This is a genomic window from Clostridium sp. AM34-11AC (assembly GCF_003435375.1).
Classification (GTDB): domain Bacteria; phylum Bacillota; class Clostridia; order Lachnospirales; family Lachnospiraceae; genus Pilosibacter; species Pilosibacter fragilis.
Genome location: NZ_QWGL01000013.1, coordinates 24,290 through 41,631, shown reverse-complemented (window position 1 = coordinate 41,631; position 17,342 = coordinate 24,290). Strand labels below are relative to the sequence as shown.

At 49.6% G+C, this 17,342-nt stretch carries 11 protein-coding genes; 1 reads left to right on the top strand and 10 read right to left on the bottom strand.

The genetic code is table 11. The features are described 5' to 3' along the window. Positions 1 to 3: 3 nt before the first annotated feature. From smc to DW826_RS09460, 10 genes are all read right to left on the bottom strand, one after another. Positions 4 to 3,561 carry a chromosome segregation protein SMC gene (smc, locus tag DW826_RS09505; RefSeq protein WP_117552598.1) on the bottom strand — a complete coding sequence of 1,186 codons (3,558 nt, stop codon included), beginning with the start codon at positions 3,559 to 3,561 and terminating at the stop codon, positions 4 to 6. Between the two features lie 40 nt (positions 3,562 to 3,601). Then, complete coding sequence (rnc, locus tag DW826_RS09500) at positions 3,602 to 4,282, bottom strand: ribonuclease III (protein WP_015554517.1); 681 nt, start codon at positions 4,280 to 4,282, stop codon at positions 3,602 to 3,604. Between the two features lie 55 nt (positions 4,283 to 4,337). After that, the gene (acpP, locus tag DW826_RS09495) at positions 4,338 to 4,568 is read right to left on the bottom strand and encodes an acyl carrier protein (RefSeq protein ID WP_015554516.1); all 231 of its coding nucleotides are present in this window, start codon (positions 4,566 to 4,568) and stop codon (positions 4,338 to 4,340) included. Positions 4,569 to 4,664: 96 nt separating this feature from the next. Further along, on the bottom strand, positions 4,665 to 5,675 hold the full coding sequence (gene plsX, locus DW826_RS09490) for a phosphate acyltransferase PlsX (RefSeq protein ID WP_117484546.1): 1,011 nt from the start codon (positions 5,673 to 5,675) through the stop codon (positions 4,665 to 4,667). A 371-nt stretch (positions 5,676 to 6,046) separates the two neighbouring features. Then, positions 6,047 to 7,480, bottom strand: a complete 1,434-nt coding sequence (gene gatB, locus DW826_RS09485; RefSeq protein WP_181968038.1) for an Asp-tRNA(Asn)/Glu-tRNA(Gln) amidotransferase subunit GatB — start codon at positions 7,478 to 7,480, stop codon at positions 6,047 to 6,049. Further along, a complete protein-coding gene (gene gatA, locus DW826_RS09480; RefSeq protein WP_117552597.1) occupies positions 7,477 to 8,952 on the bottom strand; it encodes an Asp-tRNA(Asn)/Glu-tRNA(Gln) amidotransferase subunit GatA in 1,476 nt (491 codons plus the stop codon). The genes gatB and gatA overlap by 4 nt, the downstream gene beginning before the upstream one ends. A gap of 12 nt (positions 8,953 to 8,964) precedes the next feature. Further along, positions 8,965 to 9,258 (bottom strand): Asp-tRNA(Asn)/Glu-tRNA(Gln) amidotransferase subunit GatC, encoded by a 294-nt coding sequence (gene gatC / locus DW826_RS09475; RefSeq protein ID WP_015554512.1) that lies wholly within the window; start codon positions 9,256 to 9,258, stop codon positions 8,965 to 8,967. A gap of 25 nt (positions 9,259 to 9,283) precedes the next feature. Beyond that, entirely contained in the window at positions 9,284 to 10,615 is a 1,332-nt protein-coding gene (gene aspS / locus DW826_RS09470; protein WP_117552596.1) for an aspartate--tRNA(Asn) ligase, read from the bottom strand. 385 nt (positions 10,616 to 11,000) lie between these two features. Beyond that, positions 11,001 to 12,215 (bottom strand): LL-diaminopimelate aminotransferase, encoded by a 1,215-nt coding sequence (locus tag DW826_RS09465; RefSeq protein WP_117552595.1) that lies wholly within the window; start codon positions 12,213 to 12,215, stop codon positions 11,001 to 11,003. A gap of 415 nt (positions 12,216 to 12,630) precedes the next feature. After that, a complete protein-coding gene (locus tag DW826_RS09460; RefSeq protein WP_117552594.1) occupies positions 12,631 to 14,379 on the bottom strand; it encodes a CTP synthase in 1,749 nt (582 codons plus the stop codon). A gap of 837 nt (positions 14,380 to 15,216) precedes the next feature. Here DW826_RS09460 and DW826_RS09455 point away from each other — a divergent pair. Further along, complete coding sequence (locus DW826_RS09455) at positions 15,217 to 17,316, top strand: glutamine synthetase III (protein WP_117552593.1); 2,100 nt, start codon at positions 15,217 to 15,219, stop codon at positions 17,314 to 17,316. Positions 17,317 to 17,342: the final 26 nt, after the last annotated feature.

Genomic DNA, 17,342 nt, shown 5'->3' with positions numbered 1-17,342 from the left:
TCCCTATTTTAAATCATTTTCAATCAGGTTCACGGAGACAAGCGTGGATACGCCTTTCTCCTGCATCGTGATTCCGTAGAGACGGTCAGCGGCGACCATGGTGCCTCTCCGGTGTGTGATGACGATGAACTGGGTATGTTTTGTCAGTTTATGCAGATATTTTGCGTAGCGGTCCACATTGGAATCGTCCAGGGCCGCCTCAATCTCATCTAAGAGACAGAACGGGGACGGTTTTAAGTTCTGGATCGCGAAAAGCAGAGCGATGGCCGTCAGTGCCTTTTCTCCGCCGGACATCTGCATCATGTTCTGGAGCTTCTTTCCCGGCGGCTGGGAAATGATCTGGATTCCTGCCTCCAGGATATCTTCATCCTCGATGAGCTCCAGACTTCCGTGTCCGCCTCCGAAGAGTTCCCGGAATACCTTGTCAAACTCTGCCCGGATCATGGCGAATTTCTCTGTGAACTGCTTCCGCATCCCGATATCCAGCTCCTCGATGATCTTATAGAGGGCATCCTGTGCCGTAATAAGGTCATCGTGCTGGGTCTTCATGAACTCGTACCGCTCTGAGATCTCCTTGTAATCCTCGATGGCATTGACGTTGACATTTCCAAGACCGCGGATCGCGTTTTTCCGCTCGGCGATCTGTCGTTTCATGTCCGCCACATTGTCGAGGGATCCGTCCCGCAAGAGCTCCGCCGTCGAGAATGTGAGACCATATTCGTTCCACATATACTCCACCTGGGCATCCTGGCGTTCTGCCAGTTTGTCGCTCTGGTTCTGCAGACGGAGAAGCTCTTTGTCAAGGTCAGAGATCCTCGCGGAGAGCGCTTCCCGCTTCTCAAAGAATCCCTTCTGGGCTTCATTCTTTGCCGCCTTTTCATCCTGAGCGGCAGTCATCTCCTGGTAGTAGGTTTCCGCGTCTTTTCCGGCATTCTCAATCTTCTGCTTTAATTCTTCAATCTGTGCGAGGCGCTTCTCCACCTCGTTTTTACTGTCCGTGTGTCCGTCCCGCAGGGACATTTTTTCAGTGAGAAGACGGTTCTTCTCCTCCTCGAGACGATGGATATTCTGGTCGAGGAAGGAATCCTGCTGTTTTAAGTTCGCGGCTTCCAACTGGACCTCGGAGAGCGCCGCGGATGCGTTATCCCGGTCCGCCTTCGCCTGCTCTAAAGCTGCGGAATCCGATTCGATCTTTTCATTCCGGTCGGTATTTTCCTGTTCCAGACGCTTCATCTCTTCTGCGATGGCAGCGAGACTGTCCCGCAGCTCGTGGATCTGCTCTTCCAGCTGACGGTTCTCCAGGTTCATATCCGCGGAGGACTCGTAGAGTTCCTCTTTCTTTCCCTCCAGCTGCTTCAGCGCGATCTTTGCCGTATTTTCTTCCAGATATTTCTTCTGAAGGTCACTCTTTACATTTTCCAGTTCGCCGCTCTTTTCCTGGAAGATCCCTTCCTGGAATATGGTCTCCGCCTGGATCTTATCGACGGTGGTCAGGGCTTTCTTACAGGCTTCTTCTAATTCCTCCATCTCCCTCTTCCTTCCGAGAAGGTTGCTGGAGTTTTTAAAGGCACCGCCGCTCATGGATCCGCCTGGATTTAAGAGATCTCCCTCCGGCGTTACAATGCGGATGGAGTGGCGGTATTTTCTCGCAATGGCGATGGCGTTGTCAATGTGATCCACCACGAGGACGCGGCCGAGAAGGTATCTCGCCAGGGTCTGGTATTCCGGCCGCACATGGACGAGATCCGCGGCGATTCCGATGGCACCAGGTTCTTTTAAGGCACCCGGTGTATTAAATCCATTTCCCGCCGAGATTGCGGATAATGGAAGAAATGTGGCACGTCCGAACCGGTTCTTTTTCAGGTGTTCGATCAGTACCTTCGCGGTCTGTTCGGAGTCCGTGACGATGTTCTGGATCGATCCGCCGAGAGCAGTCTCGATAGCGATCTCATATTCCTTCGGAACATCGATCAGGTCCGCCACAACGCCGTGGATGCCTTTTACCCGGTCACGGACCTCCATGACACGCTTGATGCTGTTTCCGTAGCCGTCATAGCGCTCCACCAGGTTCCTTAAGGATTCCAGCTTTGTGTGGGCCGTGTGGTAATCCTGTTCCGTGTGGCTTAGGTTTCTGTTTAAGCGGCGGATCTCTTCGTTTGCCGCCTTTGCTTCCTCTTCCAGGGATTCTGCCTGGGAAAGAAGTTTTTCAATCTCGGCGTCGATGGCTGTCAGGCGCTCGTTCTGCTCCGCAATCTGGTTATTCCAGTTTTCCTCGTCGCTCTTGACCTTTAAGAGCTTTTGGGCGACTTCGGATCTGCGGACCTGTACCTGCTCCAGCATCGTATCATAGCGCTGTTTCTTTACGGATAACTCTGATTTTTCATTCAAGGCCGCGATCAGCGCACCCTTTAAATGCTCGATGGACTGTTCAAGGCTGTCGGCGTGGGTGCTGGAAATCTTTAAGGCACCTTCCGCATCGGAGAGATGTTCCAGGACTTCCTGGATCTTATTTCCGAGAGCCTCCCGCTCCTCTTTGAGAGCTTCCTGCTCTTTATTTTTCGCGGATAATTCCTCGTCGATGGCAGCAGTCCTGTTTTTAATGTGTTCCGCGTTCAACTCCTCGGCATGGATCTGCTCCCTTAAGACATTGATCTGGCCTTCCAAGTTCCCTGCGGACATCTTCGCTTCATTCGCGGCGTTCTGCTTTTCGGAGATCTTTTCGTCCAACACGCGGACCGCCTCGGAGATCCGGTCATATTCCTCTTTTAAGGCTTCGGCAGCGGCTTTGGATTCCTCCATATCGCCTGTTACCGTGTGCTCTTTTCTTGTGAGTTCCAGTTTCTGGTCCTCGATGGCTTTTAAATCAGCGAGGAAGAGATTTACATCGAAACGTTTCAACTCTTCCCGGAGTCTTAAATACTCTTTCGCCGTCTCAGCCTGCTTTGCGAGAGGTCCCACCTGTTTTTCCAGTTCGCTTAAAATATCAGAAACACGGACGAGATTCTGCTTCTCATCCTCAAGTTTCTTCTGGGCGATGGCCTTTCTTCTCTTGAATTTTACGATTCCTGCCGCCTCATCGAAGAGTTCCCGGCGGTCCTCAGGACGTCCGCTCAAGATCTTATCGATCTGACCCTGTCCGATGATGGAATAGCCTTCTTTACCAATACCGGTATCATAGAAAAGCTCGTTGATATCCTTTAAGCGGCAGGCACTGCCGTTTAAGAGATATTCACTCTCACCTGAGCGGTAGATCCGCCTGGAAACTGTGACTTCGTCGTAATCGATGGCAAGCTGGTGGTCAGAGTTATCCAGTGTGATAGCCACATAGGCAAATCCCTGGGGTTTTCTCATCTCCGTACCGGAGAAGATCACATCCTGCATGGAGGAACTTCTGAGCTGTTTTACCTTCTGTTCACCGAGCACCCAGCGGACTGCATCGGCAACATTGCTTTTTCCGCTTCCGTTCGGGCCAACGATGCCGGTAATTCCGTTGTGGAATTCAAATATGATCTTATTAGCAAAGGATTTGAATCCCTGTACTTCGATACTCTTTAAATACATGCGTTAATTTTCCTATTTCTTAAAATACGTGATCTGTGTCTTACTGGATCTTACAGATTCCGTGGTAGGCGGCAACCTGTTCCGCCGCTTTCTTCGTACGTCCGAGACCTCTTCCGATCTCCTCATCCCCGATTTTTACGCAGACCTCAAAAGACTTGTTGTGGTCCGGCCCCTCTTCCTTGAGAAGTTCATAGACAAGCGTTTCTTTGTACTTTGCCTGAACCATTTCCTGCAGGATAGTTTTGCTATCGTAAAAGAGCTGTTTATGTTCAATATCATTCAGAATAAAACGATGGATGAACTCTTTTGCATTAGCAAGACCACCATCCAGATAAATTGCGCCGATGACCGCCTCCATCGCGTCAGAGACAACAGACGGCCGCTTCCTTCCGCCGGTCAGATCCTCGCCTTTTCCGAGAAGCAGATAGTCGCCAAGCGGTATCACATCCGCACAGTAAGCCAACGTCGGCTCGCAGACAAGGCTGGCACGGAGTTTCGTCATCTCGCCCTCCGGCATAGACTCGTATGTGTGGAACAGGAAGTCGCTGGAAATCACCTCGAGCACGGCATCACCAAGGAATTCCAGACGTTCATTGCAGCGTGTCTTATCCCAATGCTTTTCGTTTGCGTAGGAACTGTGAGTCAGGGCGTGAGTCAGAAGTCCTGGATCCTTGAACTGGTAACCGATCATTTCCTGAAGTTTTTCAAGTTTTTCTTTCATGATTAGCCTTTCTTTAAAAGAAGGTGTCCCTGTGAAGAGACACCTTTTCCTGCGATTAATTTAATGCGTTTTTGATTGCCTCAACAGCATCGCCGACACTTGCGATCTTCTCAGCTTCCTCAGTCGGGATCTCAATGTCGAACTCTTCCTCGATACCCATAATGATCTGGAATACATCCAGGGAATCTGCGCCGAGATCATCAACGAATGTAGTGTTCATTGTGATCTCCTCCGGATCGATATTGAGAACCTCTGCGATGATCTGCTGTAATTTTTCAAACTCCATAATTTCCATCCTCTCCTATTTTGCTTAATAATTTAGATTTAGTTTTATAATGTGTAACGGTTCAGTCCGCAGCGCACATAACGCCCGGCCAAACGGTTATGCTTCTGTCTCTTCCGGGGCAAGACACCCTTTTATTTTATCAGAAATCTCATTCTCCTTAAAGGAGATACACTGGATGATCGAGTTCTTGACCTCTTTCGCCTTTGAACTTCCGTGGGTTTTCACGACGAGTCCCTTTAAGCCTAAGAGCGGTGCGCCGCCGTACTGGCTCGCGTCGAAGCTCTTTAACGTAGATTTTAATGCCGGTTTGATGAGAAGCGCACCGATCTTGCTTCTGAGATTGCTCATCAGGCCCTTCTTCACCATCGTCATCATCGTCGCGCCCACACCCTCGTAGAGCTTTAAGATCACGTTACCCACAAATGCCTCGCAGACGATCACATCCGCGCCGCCGTGGGGGATCTCACGAGCTTCGATACTTCCGATGAAGTTTATATTTTTACACTCTTTTAAGAGCGGGAATGTCTCTTTCACAAGGGTATTTCCCTTTTCCTCTTCCACACCGATATTGACGATCGCCACACGCGGATTCTCGATTCCCATCACATATTTCATATAGAGGGAACCCATCTGGGCAAACTGTACCAGGTGAGACGGTCTCGCGTCAACGTTTGCGCCGCAATCGATCAGAAGAGAGACTCCCTTTTCCGTAGGAATAAGCGGTGCTAACGGCGGGCGTTCCACACCTTTGACACGTCCGACGATGACCTGTCCGCCAACGAGAACAGCTCCGGAGCTTCCGGCAGATACAAAGCCGTCCGCTTCCCCGTTTTTTACGAGGTTCAGACCGACCACAAGGGAAGAATTCTTTTTCTTACGGATCGCATTGACCGGCGGTTCTCCCGTCTCGATCACTTCCGGGGCATCAACGATCTCAATCTGCTCTATTTTATAGGTATATTTTGAGAGCTCTTTCTCGATGACATCTTTCTGTCCAGTTAAACAGACGGTAATGTCTTTTCGTTCTGTGACCGCATCGACAGCACCTTTTACGATCTCTCCAGGGGCGTTGTCCCCGCCCATGGCGTCTACAGCAATTTTTATCATGTTTTTCTCTCCAATTCCTGTCCGCGCTCAGAAAAGCGTTGATAAATATTTCCATAGCACGGAGCATCCCATCGAACGGCGTAAAAACGCACTGCCGCTCTCCGGGACTTTTATAGTAATTAATATACTAAATACCTTTCATAAAATCAATACCTTTTTCATGCAGTTTTCATGAACAGGGAATGACAGGTTTTTGGAAAAAAATACCTTATATAAAGAAGAAAGAGATAAAAAAGCCATGATGATCGGTCTAAGATTCAGATCCTATTATCATGACTTTTTCTAATTCATATGCCCTTACCACTTATCAGACCTGTCCTTACCAGGTTCCTTACGAGGCATGCATATCCGTTTAACGGCTTCTTCGCATTTTATTCCTGCACAAGTTTATGGATCATCCCGCTCACCTGTGGCGGGTTTGCTTTTCCTTTCATCTCCTTCATGACCTGTCCCATAAGGAATCCGATGACTTTGTCTTTTCCTTCCTTTAACTCGCCCACAGCTTTCGGGTTTGCGTCCAGGATCTTCTTCACTGTTTCCTCCAGAAGTCCGGAATCACTCTCGATCTTTAGTCCATGTTCCTCAACATAAGCTGCCGGATCCACATCAGACTCAAACATGACAGCAAACACATCCTTTGCAGTCTGGTTGTTGATGACGCTCTTCTCAAGGAGTGCGATAAGAGATGCCAGATGCTCTGCTGTGAAGGTGATCTTCGATGCCTCTGATTCCTTCTCCTTTAAAAGACGAAGCGTCTCGCCGGTCAGCCAGTTCGCTGCCTTCTTCGGTGCCGCACCTGCCTTGATGGTGTTCTCGAAAAGTTCAGCCAGCGCCTTATCCCCTGTGAGGATATCCGCATCATAAGCACTCAGCCCGTACTCGGACTGGTATCTCCTGGATTTTGCTTTCTTTAACTCCGGCTGAGCTGCACGGATGGAAGCGATCCATGCGTCGGAAATATCGATCGGCGGAAGATCCGGGTCCGGGAAGTAACGATAGTCCTTCGCGTCTTCCTTGGAACGCATCGCATGGGAAGATTCCTTGTTGTCATCCCAGCGGCGTGTCTCCTGGACAACAGCACGACCCTCCTCAAGAAGCTCTATCTGGCGCTCTCTTTCTCCCTCGATGGCGTGGGCAATGGCCTTGAAGGAGTTTAAGTTCTTCATCTCAGTTCTCGTCCCAAATACCGGGCTTCCCACCTCGCGGACAGAAAGGTTTACGTCGGCACGCATGGAACCTTCCTGGAGACGGCAGTCGGAAACGCCGAGGTACTGCATGGTGGACTGAAGATGCTCTAAGTACTGGATGACCTCATCGACGCTTCTCATATCCGGTTCGGATACGATCTCAATCAGCGGAACGCCGCTTCGGTTGTAATCTACCAGGGAACTGTCGGTCCACTCGTCATGAACCAGCTTTCCCGCATCCTCCTCCATATGAATCTCATGGATGCCGATGCGCTTTGTTCCAGCTGCCGTCTCAAGCTCCACATAACCGTCGTGGCAGATCGGCAGATATAACTGGGAGATCTGGTAGTTCTGTGGGTTATCCGGGTAGAAGTAGTTCTTACGGTCAAACTTGCAGAACTGGTTGATCTGGCAGTTTAAAGCAAGGCCCGCGCGAAGTGCGAACTCCACGACCTGCTTATTTAATATAGGAAGAGATCCCGGCATACCCGTACAGATCGGGCAGACATGGGTGTTCGGCGCTGCGCCGAAATCTGTTTTGCATCCGCAGAAAATTTTCGTCTTTGTGGCTAACTCCACATGGACCTCAAGACCGATGACGGTTTCATACTGTTTCATGATAAGGTCTCCTTTCTGGCAAACGGAAGTGTCCATCCACCGCGGACATTCTCGATGGCGGATGCTGCGGCAAACAGGGTCTTTTCTCTGAAGCAGTCACCGAGAAGCTGGACACCGATCGGTAGTCCCTTTTCGTTTATGCTGCACGGGACTGTGAGTCCCGGAAGACCTGCAAGGTTTACGGCAACCGTATAAATATCGCTTAAATACATCTTCATCGGATCGCTTAAAGAAGTTCCGATCTTTGGAGCTGCCGTCGGGGCTGCCGGTCCGAGAATGATGTCGTACTTTGCAAATGCCTCGTCAAAGGCTTTCTTGATCAGGGCACGTACCTTTAACGCTTTCAGGTAATATGCGTCATAATATCCGGAGCTTAAAACGAAGGAACCCAGCATAATTCTTCTCTTGACCTCCGGCCCGAATCCCTCGGATCTGGAACGCTTGTACATGTCGTGGAGACCTTCGTACTCTTTCGCGCGGTAGCCGTATTTGACACCGTCGAAACGCTCTAAGTTAGAGCTTGCCTCCGCAGCCGCGATCACGTAATATGCCGGGATCGTGTACTCCATAAGACCGAGGTCAAAGTATTCTACATCTGCCCCGCACTCCTTTAAGTAGGCTGCACACTGCTCGATGGCTGCTCTCACATCATCGTCAAGTCCGTCCGACAGATACTCCTTCGGGATACCGATCTTCATGCCGCGGATATCTTTTCCGATGGCGGAAGTGAAATCCGTGTCCGTTCTCTCCATGGAGGTGCTGTCTTTCTCGTCATGGCTTGTGATGGTCTCAAGAAGGGCCGCACAGTCGGCTGCATTCTTGCCGATCGGTCCGATCTGGTCCAGGGAAGACGCGTAAGCCACAAGGCCAAAACGGGAAACCGTTCCGTATGTCGGTTTGATTCCGGTAACGCCGCAGTAGGAGCTCGGCTGGCGGATGGATCCGCCGGTATCAGAGCCGAGAGCCGCGAAGCATTCACCGGCTGCGACCGCCGCGCAGGAACCGCCGGAGGAACCGCCCGGAACATGTTCCGTATCCCACGGGTTCTTTGTAACCGCAAATGCGGAAGTCTCGGTGGTACTTCCCATGGCGAACTCATCCATGTTTGTCTTTCCGAGAATCACCATGCCGGCATCTGTGATCCTTGTGACCGCCGTCGCATCATAGAACGGGACAAAGTTTTCAAGGATCTTTGAAGCACATGTGGTCCTCATGTCTTTTGTACAGATATTATCTTTCACTGCGATCGGGACACCTGCCAACGGGCCTGTGTATTTTCCGGAACGGATTCCATTGTCCACTTCCTTTGCCCGTGCTAAGACCTTCTCCTCATCCACGGTGAGGTACGCGCGGATCTTCTGATCTTCCTTCGCGATCTGCGCCAGGGACGCCTTTGCGGCTTCCTCTGAGGTGATCTCGCCTGCTTTTATCTTCTTTGCCAGCTCTGTGGCGGAAAGTTCCAGTATTTTCATATCCGTCTCCTCCTAACCGATGGTTTTTGGAACAAGGAACTGTCCGTCCTTTTCCTTCGGCGCATTCTTTAACAATTCTTCCTTCGGGGTACTCTCAAGAACAACGTCCTCGCGGAACACGTTCTTGATCGGGAAGATGTGGGTCAACGGTTCCACATCGGAGGTATCTAATTGATTCAGCATATCAACATAATCGAGCATCTGCTGAAGATCCTGTCTTGATTTTTCTTTCTCGTCTTCTGTCAGGTGAAGTTTTGCCAGGATCTCAATCTCATCCATCGTCTTATCGGTGATCATCTCTGCCATAATCTCAAATCCTTTCTCTATACCATCACGGTTTTAATCTTGTCATATCTCTCGGGAACAGGCATGCCTCACGGACGTTGTCCTCTCCGATCATCTTCATGGTCAGGCGCTCAAGGCCGATTCCGAGACCACCGTGGGGCGGCATTCCGTATTTGAAGCAGTCAAGATAATCTTCCATCCCCTCGATGTCCATGCCTTTTTCCGCGATCTTCTTTAAGAGCGTCTCGTAATCATGGATCCGCTGGCCGCCTGTGGTGATCTCAAGACCGCGGAATAAAAGGTCAAAGCTTAAGGTGAATTCCTTGTTCTCCGGATCGTCCATCGCATAGAACGGACGTTTCTTTGACGGATAGTGGGTAACGAAAACAAAATCTGCTCCGTACTCAGATTTGAAGTACTCGCCGATCAGCGCCTCTTCCTCCGGCTCTAAGTCATGTGGGCTTCTGATCTGTCTGTCATACTTTTCAGCGATCAGCCGTTTCGCTTCATCGAAGCGGACGAATGGGATTTTTTCCACGTTCGGAAGTTCGATCTTTAACAGGGCGACCTCCTTCGCGTAGTCTTTCTTCAGAAGTTCTACCACGTACTGCAGCATCGCTGTCTCCATCTTGCAGATATCCATGAAGCTGTCGATGAATCCCATCTCAAAATCAAGGCTTGTGTACTCGTTTAAATGTCTCTTTGTGTTGTGCTTCTCTGCACGGAACACCGGACCGGTCTCAAAGACTCTGTCGAACACGCCGACCATCATCTGTTTGTAGAACTGCGGGCTCTGCGCCAGAACTGCCGGTCTGTGGAAGTACTGGAGCTTAAAGAGGTTTGCACCGCCCTCTGCGGATTTCGCGCCGATCTTCGGGGTATGGATCTCGGTAAATCCCTGGCTTGTCATAAACTCGCGGAAGCCGCGGCAGATACCTTCCTGGATGCGGAATTTCGCTCGCTCGCGGACGTTTCTTAATGCGATGGCGCGGCGGTTTAAGTTTGCCTCCAGGGATGTGGGAAGTTTCCACTTGTCGATGGCAATTGGCATCGGCTCTTCCGGTTTTGAAAGGATCCTTGCATCGGCAAGATGGATCTCAATTCCGTGGGGTGCGCGCTCTTCCTTGAAAACAGTTCCAGTCACGCGAACTGCCTGACCTTCACGGATCTCGGAGAGGACTTCCTTTCCGGTTCCTGCCTGGATCACGGTCTGTAAGAGACCATCGCGGCTTCTTAAGATCACAAAGGAAATTTCTCCCATATCGCGGATGCTGTGTACCATGCCTTCAACGGTAACTTCGGTACCAACGGACTCTTCTCTTTCCAATTCTTCAAGAGTTTTTACTTTTCTGTCTTCTAATCCTGTTACAAACTCCATAATCTGATCCTCCTAAATTTGTGGGGTAAAATTTGAGGCCTTTTAGCTTGAACAACAAAAATCCCGCCCCGGAGACTTTTGCTTTTAAAAGTTCTCCGGGACGGGATCTATATCACCCGCGGTACCACCCGCATTGCATTTCCATGCCACTCATGAGTCGCCGCTTTCGCTGTCGGACCATCATCCTAACGACTCGGCCGCGTAACGTGCAGCTTGCGTGCTGTCCTACCATCGTATCCGATCTTCGAGCAGCCGGCTCCGGAGCGTTCCCGCCTTTCTCGTTTCTTCCATGCTCTCAGCTGTCACACGGTTCTCTGTAAAGTCTTTCGAAAGGGAGTTTCCTTCAACGCCTTTGTTTGATATCTTTTTGATGTTTTATGTTTTATCAGAGATTTTTGATTCTGTCAAGTGCTTTTAAAGAATTTTCGTAAGTTCCGAAAGCAGTGATCCGGAAATATCCCTCTCCGGACGGACCGAATCCTGCACCAGGAGTGCCCACGATACCAGCATTGTTTAACAGATAATCAAAGAAATCCCAGGACTTCATGTCGTTCGGAGTCTTTAACCAGATATACGGGGAGTTTACACCGCCGTATACGGTATAGCCTGCGTCCTTTAAGCCTGTATAGATGGTCTTTGCATTCTTCATGTAGCGGGCGATCTGCTCAGCGACCTGCACCTTTCCTTCCGGAGAGTAGACAGCCTCACCGGCACGCTGGATGATATACGGGGTTCCATTGTACTTGGAGCCCTGACGGCGCATCCACATGGCATTTAAGCTGACATCGCCGCACTTTAAGTCCTTCGGGATCACAGCAAAGCCGAGACGCATGCCTGTAAAGCCGGCCTTCTTGGAAAAGCTGCGCAGCTCGATGGCGCAGGTCTTTGCACCCTCACACTCATAGATGGAGTGCGGGATTCCTTCTTCTGTGATATAAGCCTCGTAAGCGGAATCGAAGATGATGACAGCGCCATTCTTATTTGCATAGTCCACCCATGCCTGAAGATCAGCCTTCTTGATCGCTTCACCGGTCGGATTGTTCGGGAAGCAGAGATAGATCACGTCTACATGTTCCTTCGGGAACTCCGGAAGGAATCCGTTGTCAGCCGTACACGGCATATATACGATCTTGTCGAAACGGCCTGTCTCACCGTTGTAAAGACCGCTGCGGCCTGCCATAACATTGGAATCCACGTATACCGGGTATACCGGGTCGCATACAGCGATAACGCTGTCTAAGGAGAATAATTCCTGGATATTTCCGCAGTCGCACTTTGCACCGTCGGATATGAAGATCTCGTCAGCAGAGATGTCGCAGCCTTTCTCCTGGAAATCTTCTTTTGCAATAATATTTCTTAAAAAGTCATAGCCCTGCTCCGGAGCGTAGCCGTGGAAAGTCTCGGCATGTCCCATCTCATCGACAGCTTTGTGCATCGCCTCAATGATCGCCGGTGCGATCGGCTGTGTCACATCACCGATTCCAAGACGGATAATCTCCTTTTCCGGGTGCTCTGCCTGAAATGCGGATACTCTCTTTGCGATATTTGCGAAGAGATAGCTGCCCGGCAGCTTGGCAAAATTTTCATTGACTTTAAACATGTCTCAAATCCTCTCTTTCTGTAAATGCATGTGGGGTCTGGTTGTCAAATGACTAAGCGGCTCTGCGTGCATGCACGCTATCCGGTTAGTCGCTTTGCAACACTTTTATATGTAAATATACCACACATATGCAAAAACTGCAGTAAAAATCCGGAAAATACTTTAACTTTTTGTTACAGTTCAGCCATGCGCTGGTTTGAATGAGAAAGTGTGTTGCAAGCTTGCTTGCATAAGCACTTTTTCATCCAAATCAGCATATGGTGGAACCACCAAGCTTCTTGTTTTCATGAATATGAAAACAAGAAGCTATAATGACTGAACTGTAACAATTTTTTTCGCAATAACCAGGTAAAGTGCCGGATGATTACCGACTTGCAGGTCCAGCTTGGCTCTCCGCACACGGCGGGGATAAACATTAATCTTCCTGGATCAGCATGGTGACCATATGGGCGCTCTCCGTCATGGTTCTTCCTGTGTCCATGCTGGTCTTCTGGAGATAGCGGTGCGCTTCCGGCTCGGAAAGATGATTTCTCTTCATGAGAAGCTTCTTTGCACGTCTGAGCACGCCCTGCTCCTCCGCACTTTCAACAAAGCCTGCGAAAAGCGGATGTGCATGGTTCGGTCTTGATTTTAATTCTGGATGAGCCTGGATTCCCACATAGAACGGGTGATCCGGGAGCTCGATCATCTCAACGATATGACCGTCCGGGGACTGACCGGAGATCATCATGCCATGGGATGTAAAATCATCGCGGTAATGGTTGTTGATCTCAAAGCGGTGTCTGTGACGCTCATTGATCAATTGTGTTCCATAAAGGGCATATGCCTTGGACTTTTTGTCGAGAACACACGGATAGGAACCAAGACGTAAGGTTCCGCCAAGGTTCTCAATGCCGTTCTGATCCGGCATCAGATCAACCACCGGATGTGTTGTATCCGGATTCAGTTCGGAGCTGTTTGCATCCTCATATCCCAGAACATTTCTCGCAAATGCGACCATGGCCATCTGCATGCCGAGGCAGATTCCGAGGAATGGGATCTTGTTCTCTCTCGCATAGTTGGCTGCCAGGATCATTCCCTCGGTTCCTCTGGAACCAAAACCGCCCGGAATAATGATTCCGTCCACACCGGCAAAGGTGTCATCGAGGATCTCCGGAGTTAAGAACTCGGAATCCACCCACTTGATGGATACCTTTGTGCGGTTTGCGATGCCTCCGTGCTTTAATGCCTCCATAACGCTGAGGTATGCGTCATGAAGCTGGATATATTTTCCTACCAGGGCGATGGTCACTTCGCTCGTCGGATTCTTTAACGCGTCCACCATCTGTTTCCAATCGCCGAGCTGCGGCTCCGGGCACGGAATGTTCAGGCACTCACATACGACCTGGGCCAGGCGCTCTTTTTCCATTGCAAGTGGAGCTTCGTATAAATATTCAACATCCAGGTTCTGGAGCACATGATCCTCCGGGACGTTGCAGAATAATGCGATCTTGCTCTCAATGCCATCCTCAAGCGGAACCTCAGTACGGCATACGATCACATCCGGGAAGATTCCCATTCCCTGAAGGGCTTTAACACTCTGCTGGGTCGGTTTTGTCTTTAATTCGCCGGATGCCTTTAAATATGGAACAAGCGTTACATGGATCAGAACTGAGTTCTGGTATCCGATCTCGTGGCGGAACTGACGGATCGCCTCTAAGAACGGCTGGCTCTCGATATCGCCGACGGTACCGCCGACCTCAATGATCGCGATGCGGTCCTCATCCGGGGATTTCGCGCGGTAAAATCTTGCTTTGATCTCGTTTGTGATGTGTGGGATCACCTGTACGGTACCTCCGCCGAAGTCTCCGTGACGCTCTTTTTGAAGAACGGTCCAGTAGATCTTTCCGGTGGTTACGTTGGAGTTCTTATCAAGGCTCTCATCAATGAAGCGTTCATAATGTCCAAGGTCCAGGTCGGTCTCTGTTCCATCGTCTGTGACGAACACTTCTCCATGCTGGATCGGATTCATGGTACCCGGATCAATATTGATATAAGGATCGAACTTCTGCATCGTTACCTGGTAACCTCTTGCCTTTAAGAGACGTCCAAGGGATGCGGCGGTAATACCTTTGCCGAGTCCGGAGACAACGCCTCCCGTGACGAATACGTATTTAACTGCCATACCTTACCTCCAAATTTATATTACTGTTAATGTGGGGAAACTGTAGTTTCATATAATGCTGAAAGCCAGCTGCTCCGTGGCTTCGGCACTCCCGCAGCTACCGCCAGCATTCGTAATCCGGGCTATCGCCCTGCTTACCATACCGGCTTGGCCGTCAAATGCCTATTCTTCACTGCGTGCAGGCACGCAGAATGTCTAACCGCTTGACAACGCTTTCAAGTAAAAAAAGGTGACAGAAGTACTAAGACTCTGACACCTTTGTCTAATTCATTCCATCACTATGAAACTTATTTTTACGCAGGATTAATTGCTCATAGGTATTGACTGCGCTAAAAAAATATGGAACTACTATATTCCATTTTTTCAAATTTGTAAAGTAGTTTTTTCGCAGTTTGTTAAAGTTTTTTCATCCAATTCCTTCCATACGGGATCCGCAGCCTGAAAAGACGATTCTTATGTCCTGACATAGAATTGTTTAAAACTGTTTTGACTCCTTGAAACGGCAGAACAACTGTAAGACCATCCGAAACAGAAAAATGTTTAATAATAGGAACGCTGTCTGTGATCAAAAAAAGATTCAAAAAAATGTGTTGACAAATCCTGAAAAACGAGTATATTATACCACCATAAGAGCAAGGGCGCTTGGGTGCATGAAACATACACCCCGGTGCCCTTCTCGCATTTTACGGATCTTCCCCATAACCCCCTATACTTAAATATCGATCCGTAAAGTGACTACTGTCTGTTCCCCACCCCGGAACAGGCAGCAAATCAAGTATAATTTCCCGCATATGGGAGCAAAGAAGTTCCCCAGCGGAGTTGAAAGGAGAAACATCTATGAGCAAAAGCATTCCTGAACTGTATGGAAGTCTTGTATTCAACGACTCCGAAATGAAAGCACGTCTCCCGAAGGATATCTACAAAGCACTTGCAAAGACCATCAACAGCGGTTCCCATCTGGAACTGGATGTCGCAAACTCTGTAGCTGTTGCCATGAAAGAATGGGCTCTGGAGCATGGCGCTACCCATTTCACCCACTGGTTCCAGCCGATGACAGGCATCACCGCTGAGAAGCATGACAGTTTTCTCTCTCCGACCGGTGTCGGCGAAGCAATCATGGAATTTTCCGGAAAAGAACTCGTAAAAGGTGAGCCGGACGCGTCCAGCTTCCCGTCAGGCGGTTTACGCGCTACCTTCGAAGCCCGCGGCTATACCGCATGGGATCCTACCTCTTTCGCATTCATCAAGGGACATACGCTCTGTATCCCAACTGCCTTTTGTTCTTACAGCGGCGAGGCACTCGATAAAAAGACTCCGCTGCTCCGCTCCATGGAAGCTGTCAGCAAAGAAGCTACCCACTTACTCCACATTTTAGGAAAAACAGATGTCAAACGCGTCAACACTACGGTAGGCGCTGAGCAGGAATATTTCCTGGTAGACAAAGAGTGCTACCGCTTAAGAAAAGACCTGATCTTCTGCAGACGTACCTTATTCGGCGCTCCGGCTCCGAAGGGACAGGAAATGGATGACCACTACTTTGGTTCCATCAAGCCGAGAGTGGAAGCCTTCATGGAAGAATTAAATGAAGAACTCTGGAAGCTCGGAATTCCGGCAAAGACTGAACACAACGAGGTTGCTCCTGCGCAGCATGAGCTTGCTCCTGTCTTTGAAACCGTCAATGTTGCTGTTGACCACAACCAGCTCGTTATGGAGATGATGAAGAAGGTTGCTGACCGCCACGGTCTTGCGTGCCTGCTCCATGAGAAACCGTTCGAGGGCATCAACGGAAGCGGAAAACACAACAACTGGGCACTCTCCACGGATACCGGTGAAAATCTTCTGAATCCAGGAAAGACACCGGCAGAAAACACACAGTTCTTACTGTTCTTAGCAGCCGTTGTGGAAGCTGTTGATGATTATGCGGATCTTTTAAGAATCTCCGTTGCAACGGCCGGAAACGATCACCGTCTCGGAGCAAACGAGGCACCGCCTGCAGTCGTTTCCTTGTTCTTAGGTGAAGAGCTGGAGGCTGTTGTCGATTCCATTAAATCCGAAACATATTTTGAAGGAAAGGGTGCCGTTCAGATGTCCATCGGCCCGAAGGTACTCCCGCACTTCACAAAAGATAACACAGATCGTAACCGTACATCTCCGTTCGCCTTCACAGGAAATAAGTTTGAGTTCCGTATGCCGGGCTCCTCTCTCTCCCTGTCAGGTCCGAACGTGATCTTAAATACAGCAGTTGCAGAGTCTCTCGCAGGCTTCTGCAAGGTCTTAGAAGGGCTTACCGGCTCAGAGCTTGATTTGGCGATCCACAAGCTTTTAAAGGATACCTTCACAGACCATGCAAGGATCATTTTCAACGGCAACGGATATACCGATGAGTGGTTAGCGGAAGCCAAGAAACGCGGACTCCCGAACCTGAAATCAACACCGGAGGCTCTTCCGCATTTAATTGCCGAAAAGAACATCGAGCTTTTCACAAAGCATCATGTATTGACAAAAGAAGAACTCTTCTCCCGTTACGAGATCCTTCTTGAGGATTACGTAAAAACGATCCATATCGAGGCTAAGACTATGGAGGAAATGGTACAGAAAGACTTCCTTCCGTCTCTGTTCTCCTATGTAAATGATCTCGCATGCACAGGCAGCACCAAGAAAGAGCTTGTTCCTGGCATTACAACAAAGGCGGAAGAAAAGCTGATCACAAAGCTCTCCGGACTCGCAGATACGATCTCTGATGAGCTTGATACCTTAAAGGATATGATCGGTACCGCGGAAGGCATGGATGACTACTTAAAGGCTGGTACTTACTACCATGACACGATCCTTGCCGAGATGGAAACGATCCGTCTGGCTGTCAACGATGCGGAAGTCCTGATCCCGGAGGATTATCTCCCGTATCCGACATACGATGCATTGCTCTTCTACATTTAATTGTTTTGCTCATAGGGAAGACCGCC

Coding starts and splice junctions, on each gene's coding strand:
- acpP (WP_015554516.1), bottom strand. CDS start 4,568: ATGGAGTTTGAAAAATTACAGCAGATCATCGCAGAGGTTCTCAATATC.
- gatB (WP_181968038.1), bottom strand. CDS start 7,480: ATGAAACAGTATGAAACCGTCATCGGTCTTGAGGTCCATGTGGAGTTA.
- gatA (WP_117552597.1), bottom strand. CDS start 8,952: ATGAAAATACTGGAACTTTCCGCCACAGAGCTGGCAAAGAAGATAAAA.
- gatC (WP_015554512.1), bottom strand. CDS start 9,258: ATGGCAGAGATGATCACCGATAAGACGATGGATGAGATTGAGATCCTG.
- DW826_RS09465 (WP_117552595.1), bottom strand. CDS start 12,215: ATGTTTAAAGTCAATGAAAATTTTGCCAAGCTGCCGGGCAGCTATCTC.
- smc (WP_117552598.1), bottom strand. CDS start 3,561: ATGTATTTAAAGAGTATCGAAGTACAGGGATTCAAATCCTTTGCTAAT.
- rnc (WP_015554517.1), bottom strand. CDS start 4,282: ATGAAAGAAAAACTTGAAAAACTTCAGGAAATGATCGGTTACCAGTTC.
- DW826_RS09460 (WP_117552594.1), bottom strand. CDS start 14,379: ATGGCAGTTAAATACGTATTCGTCACGGGAGGCGTTGTCTCCGGACTC.
- aspS (WP_117552596.1), bottom strand. CDS start 10,615: ATGGAGTTTGTAACAGGATTAGAAGACAGAAAAGTAAAAACTCTTGAA.
- DW826_RS09455 (WP_117552593.1), top strand. CDS start 15,217: ATGAGCAAAAGCATTCCTGAACTGTATGGAAGTCTTGTATTCAACGAC.
- plsX (WP_117484546.1), bottom strand. CDS start 5,675: ATGATAAAAATTGCTGTAGACGCCATGGGCGGGGACAACGCCCCTGGA.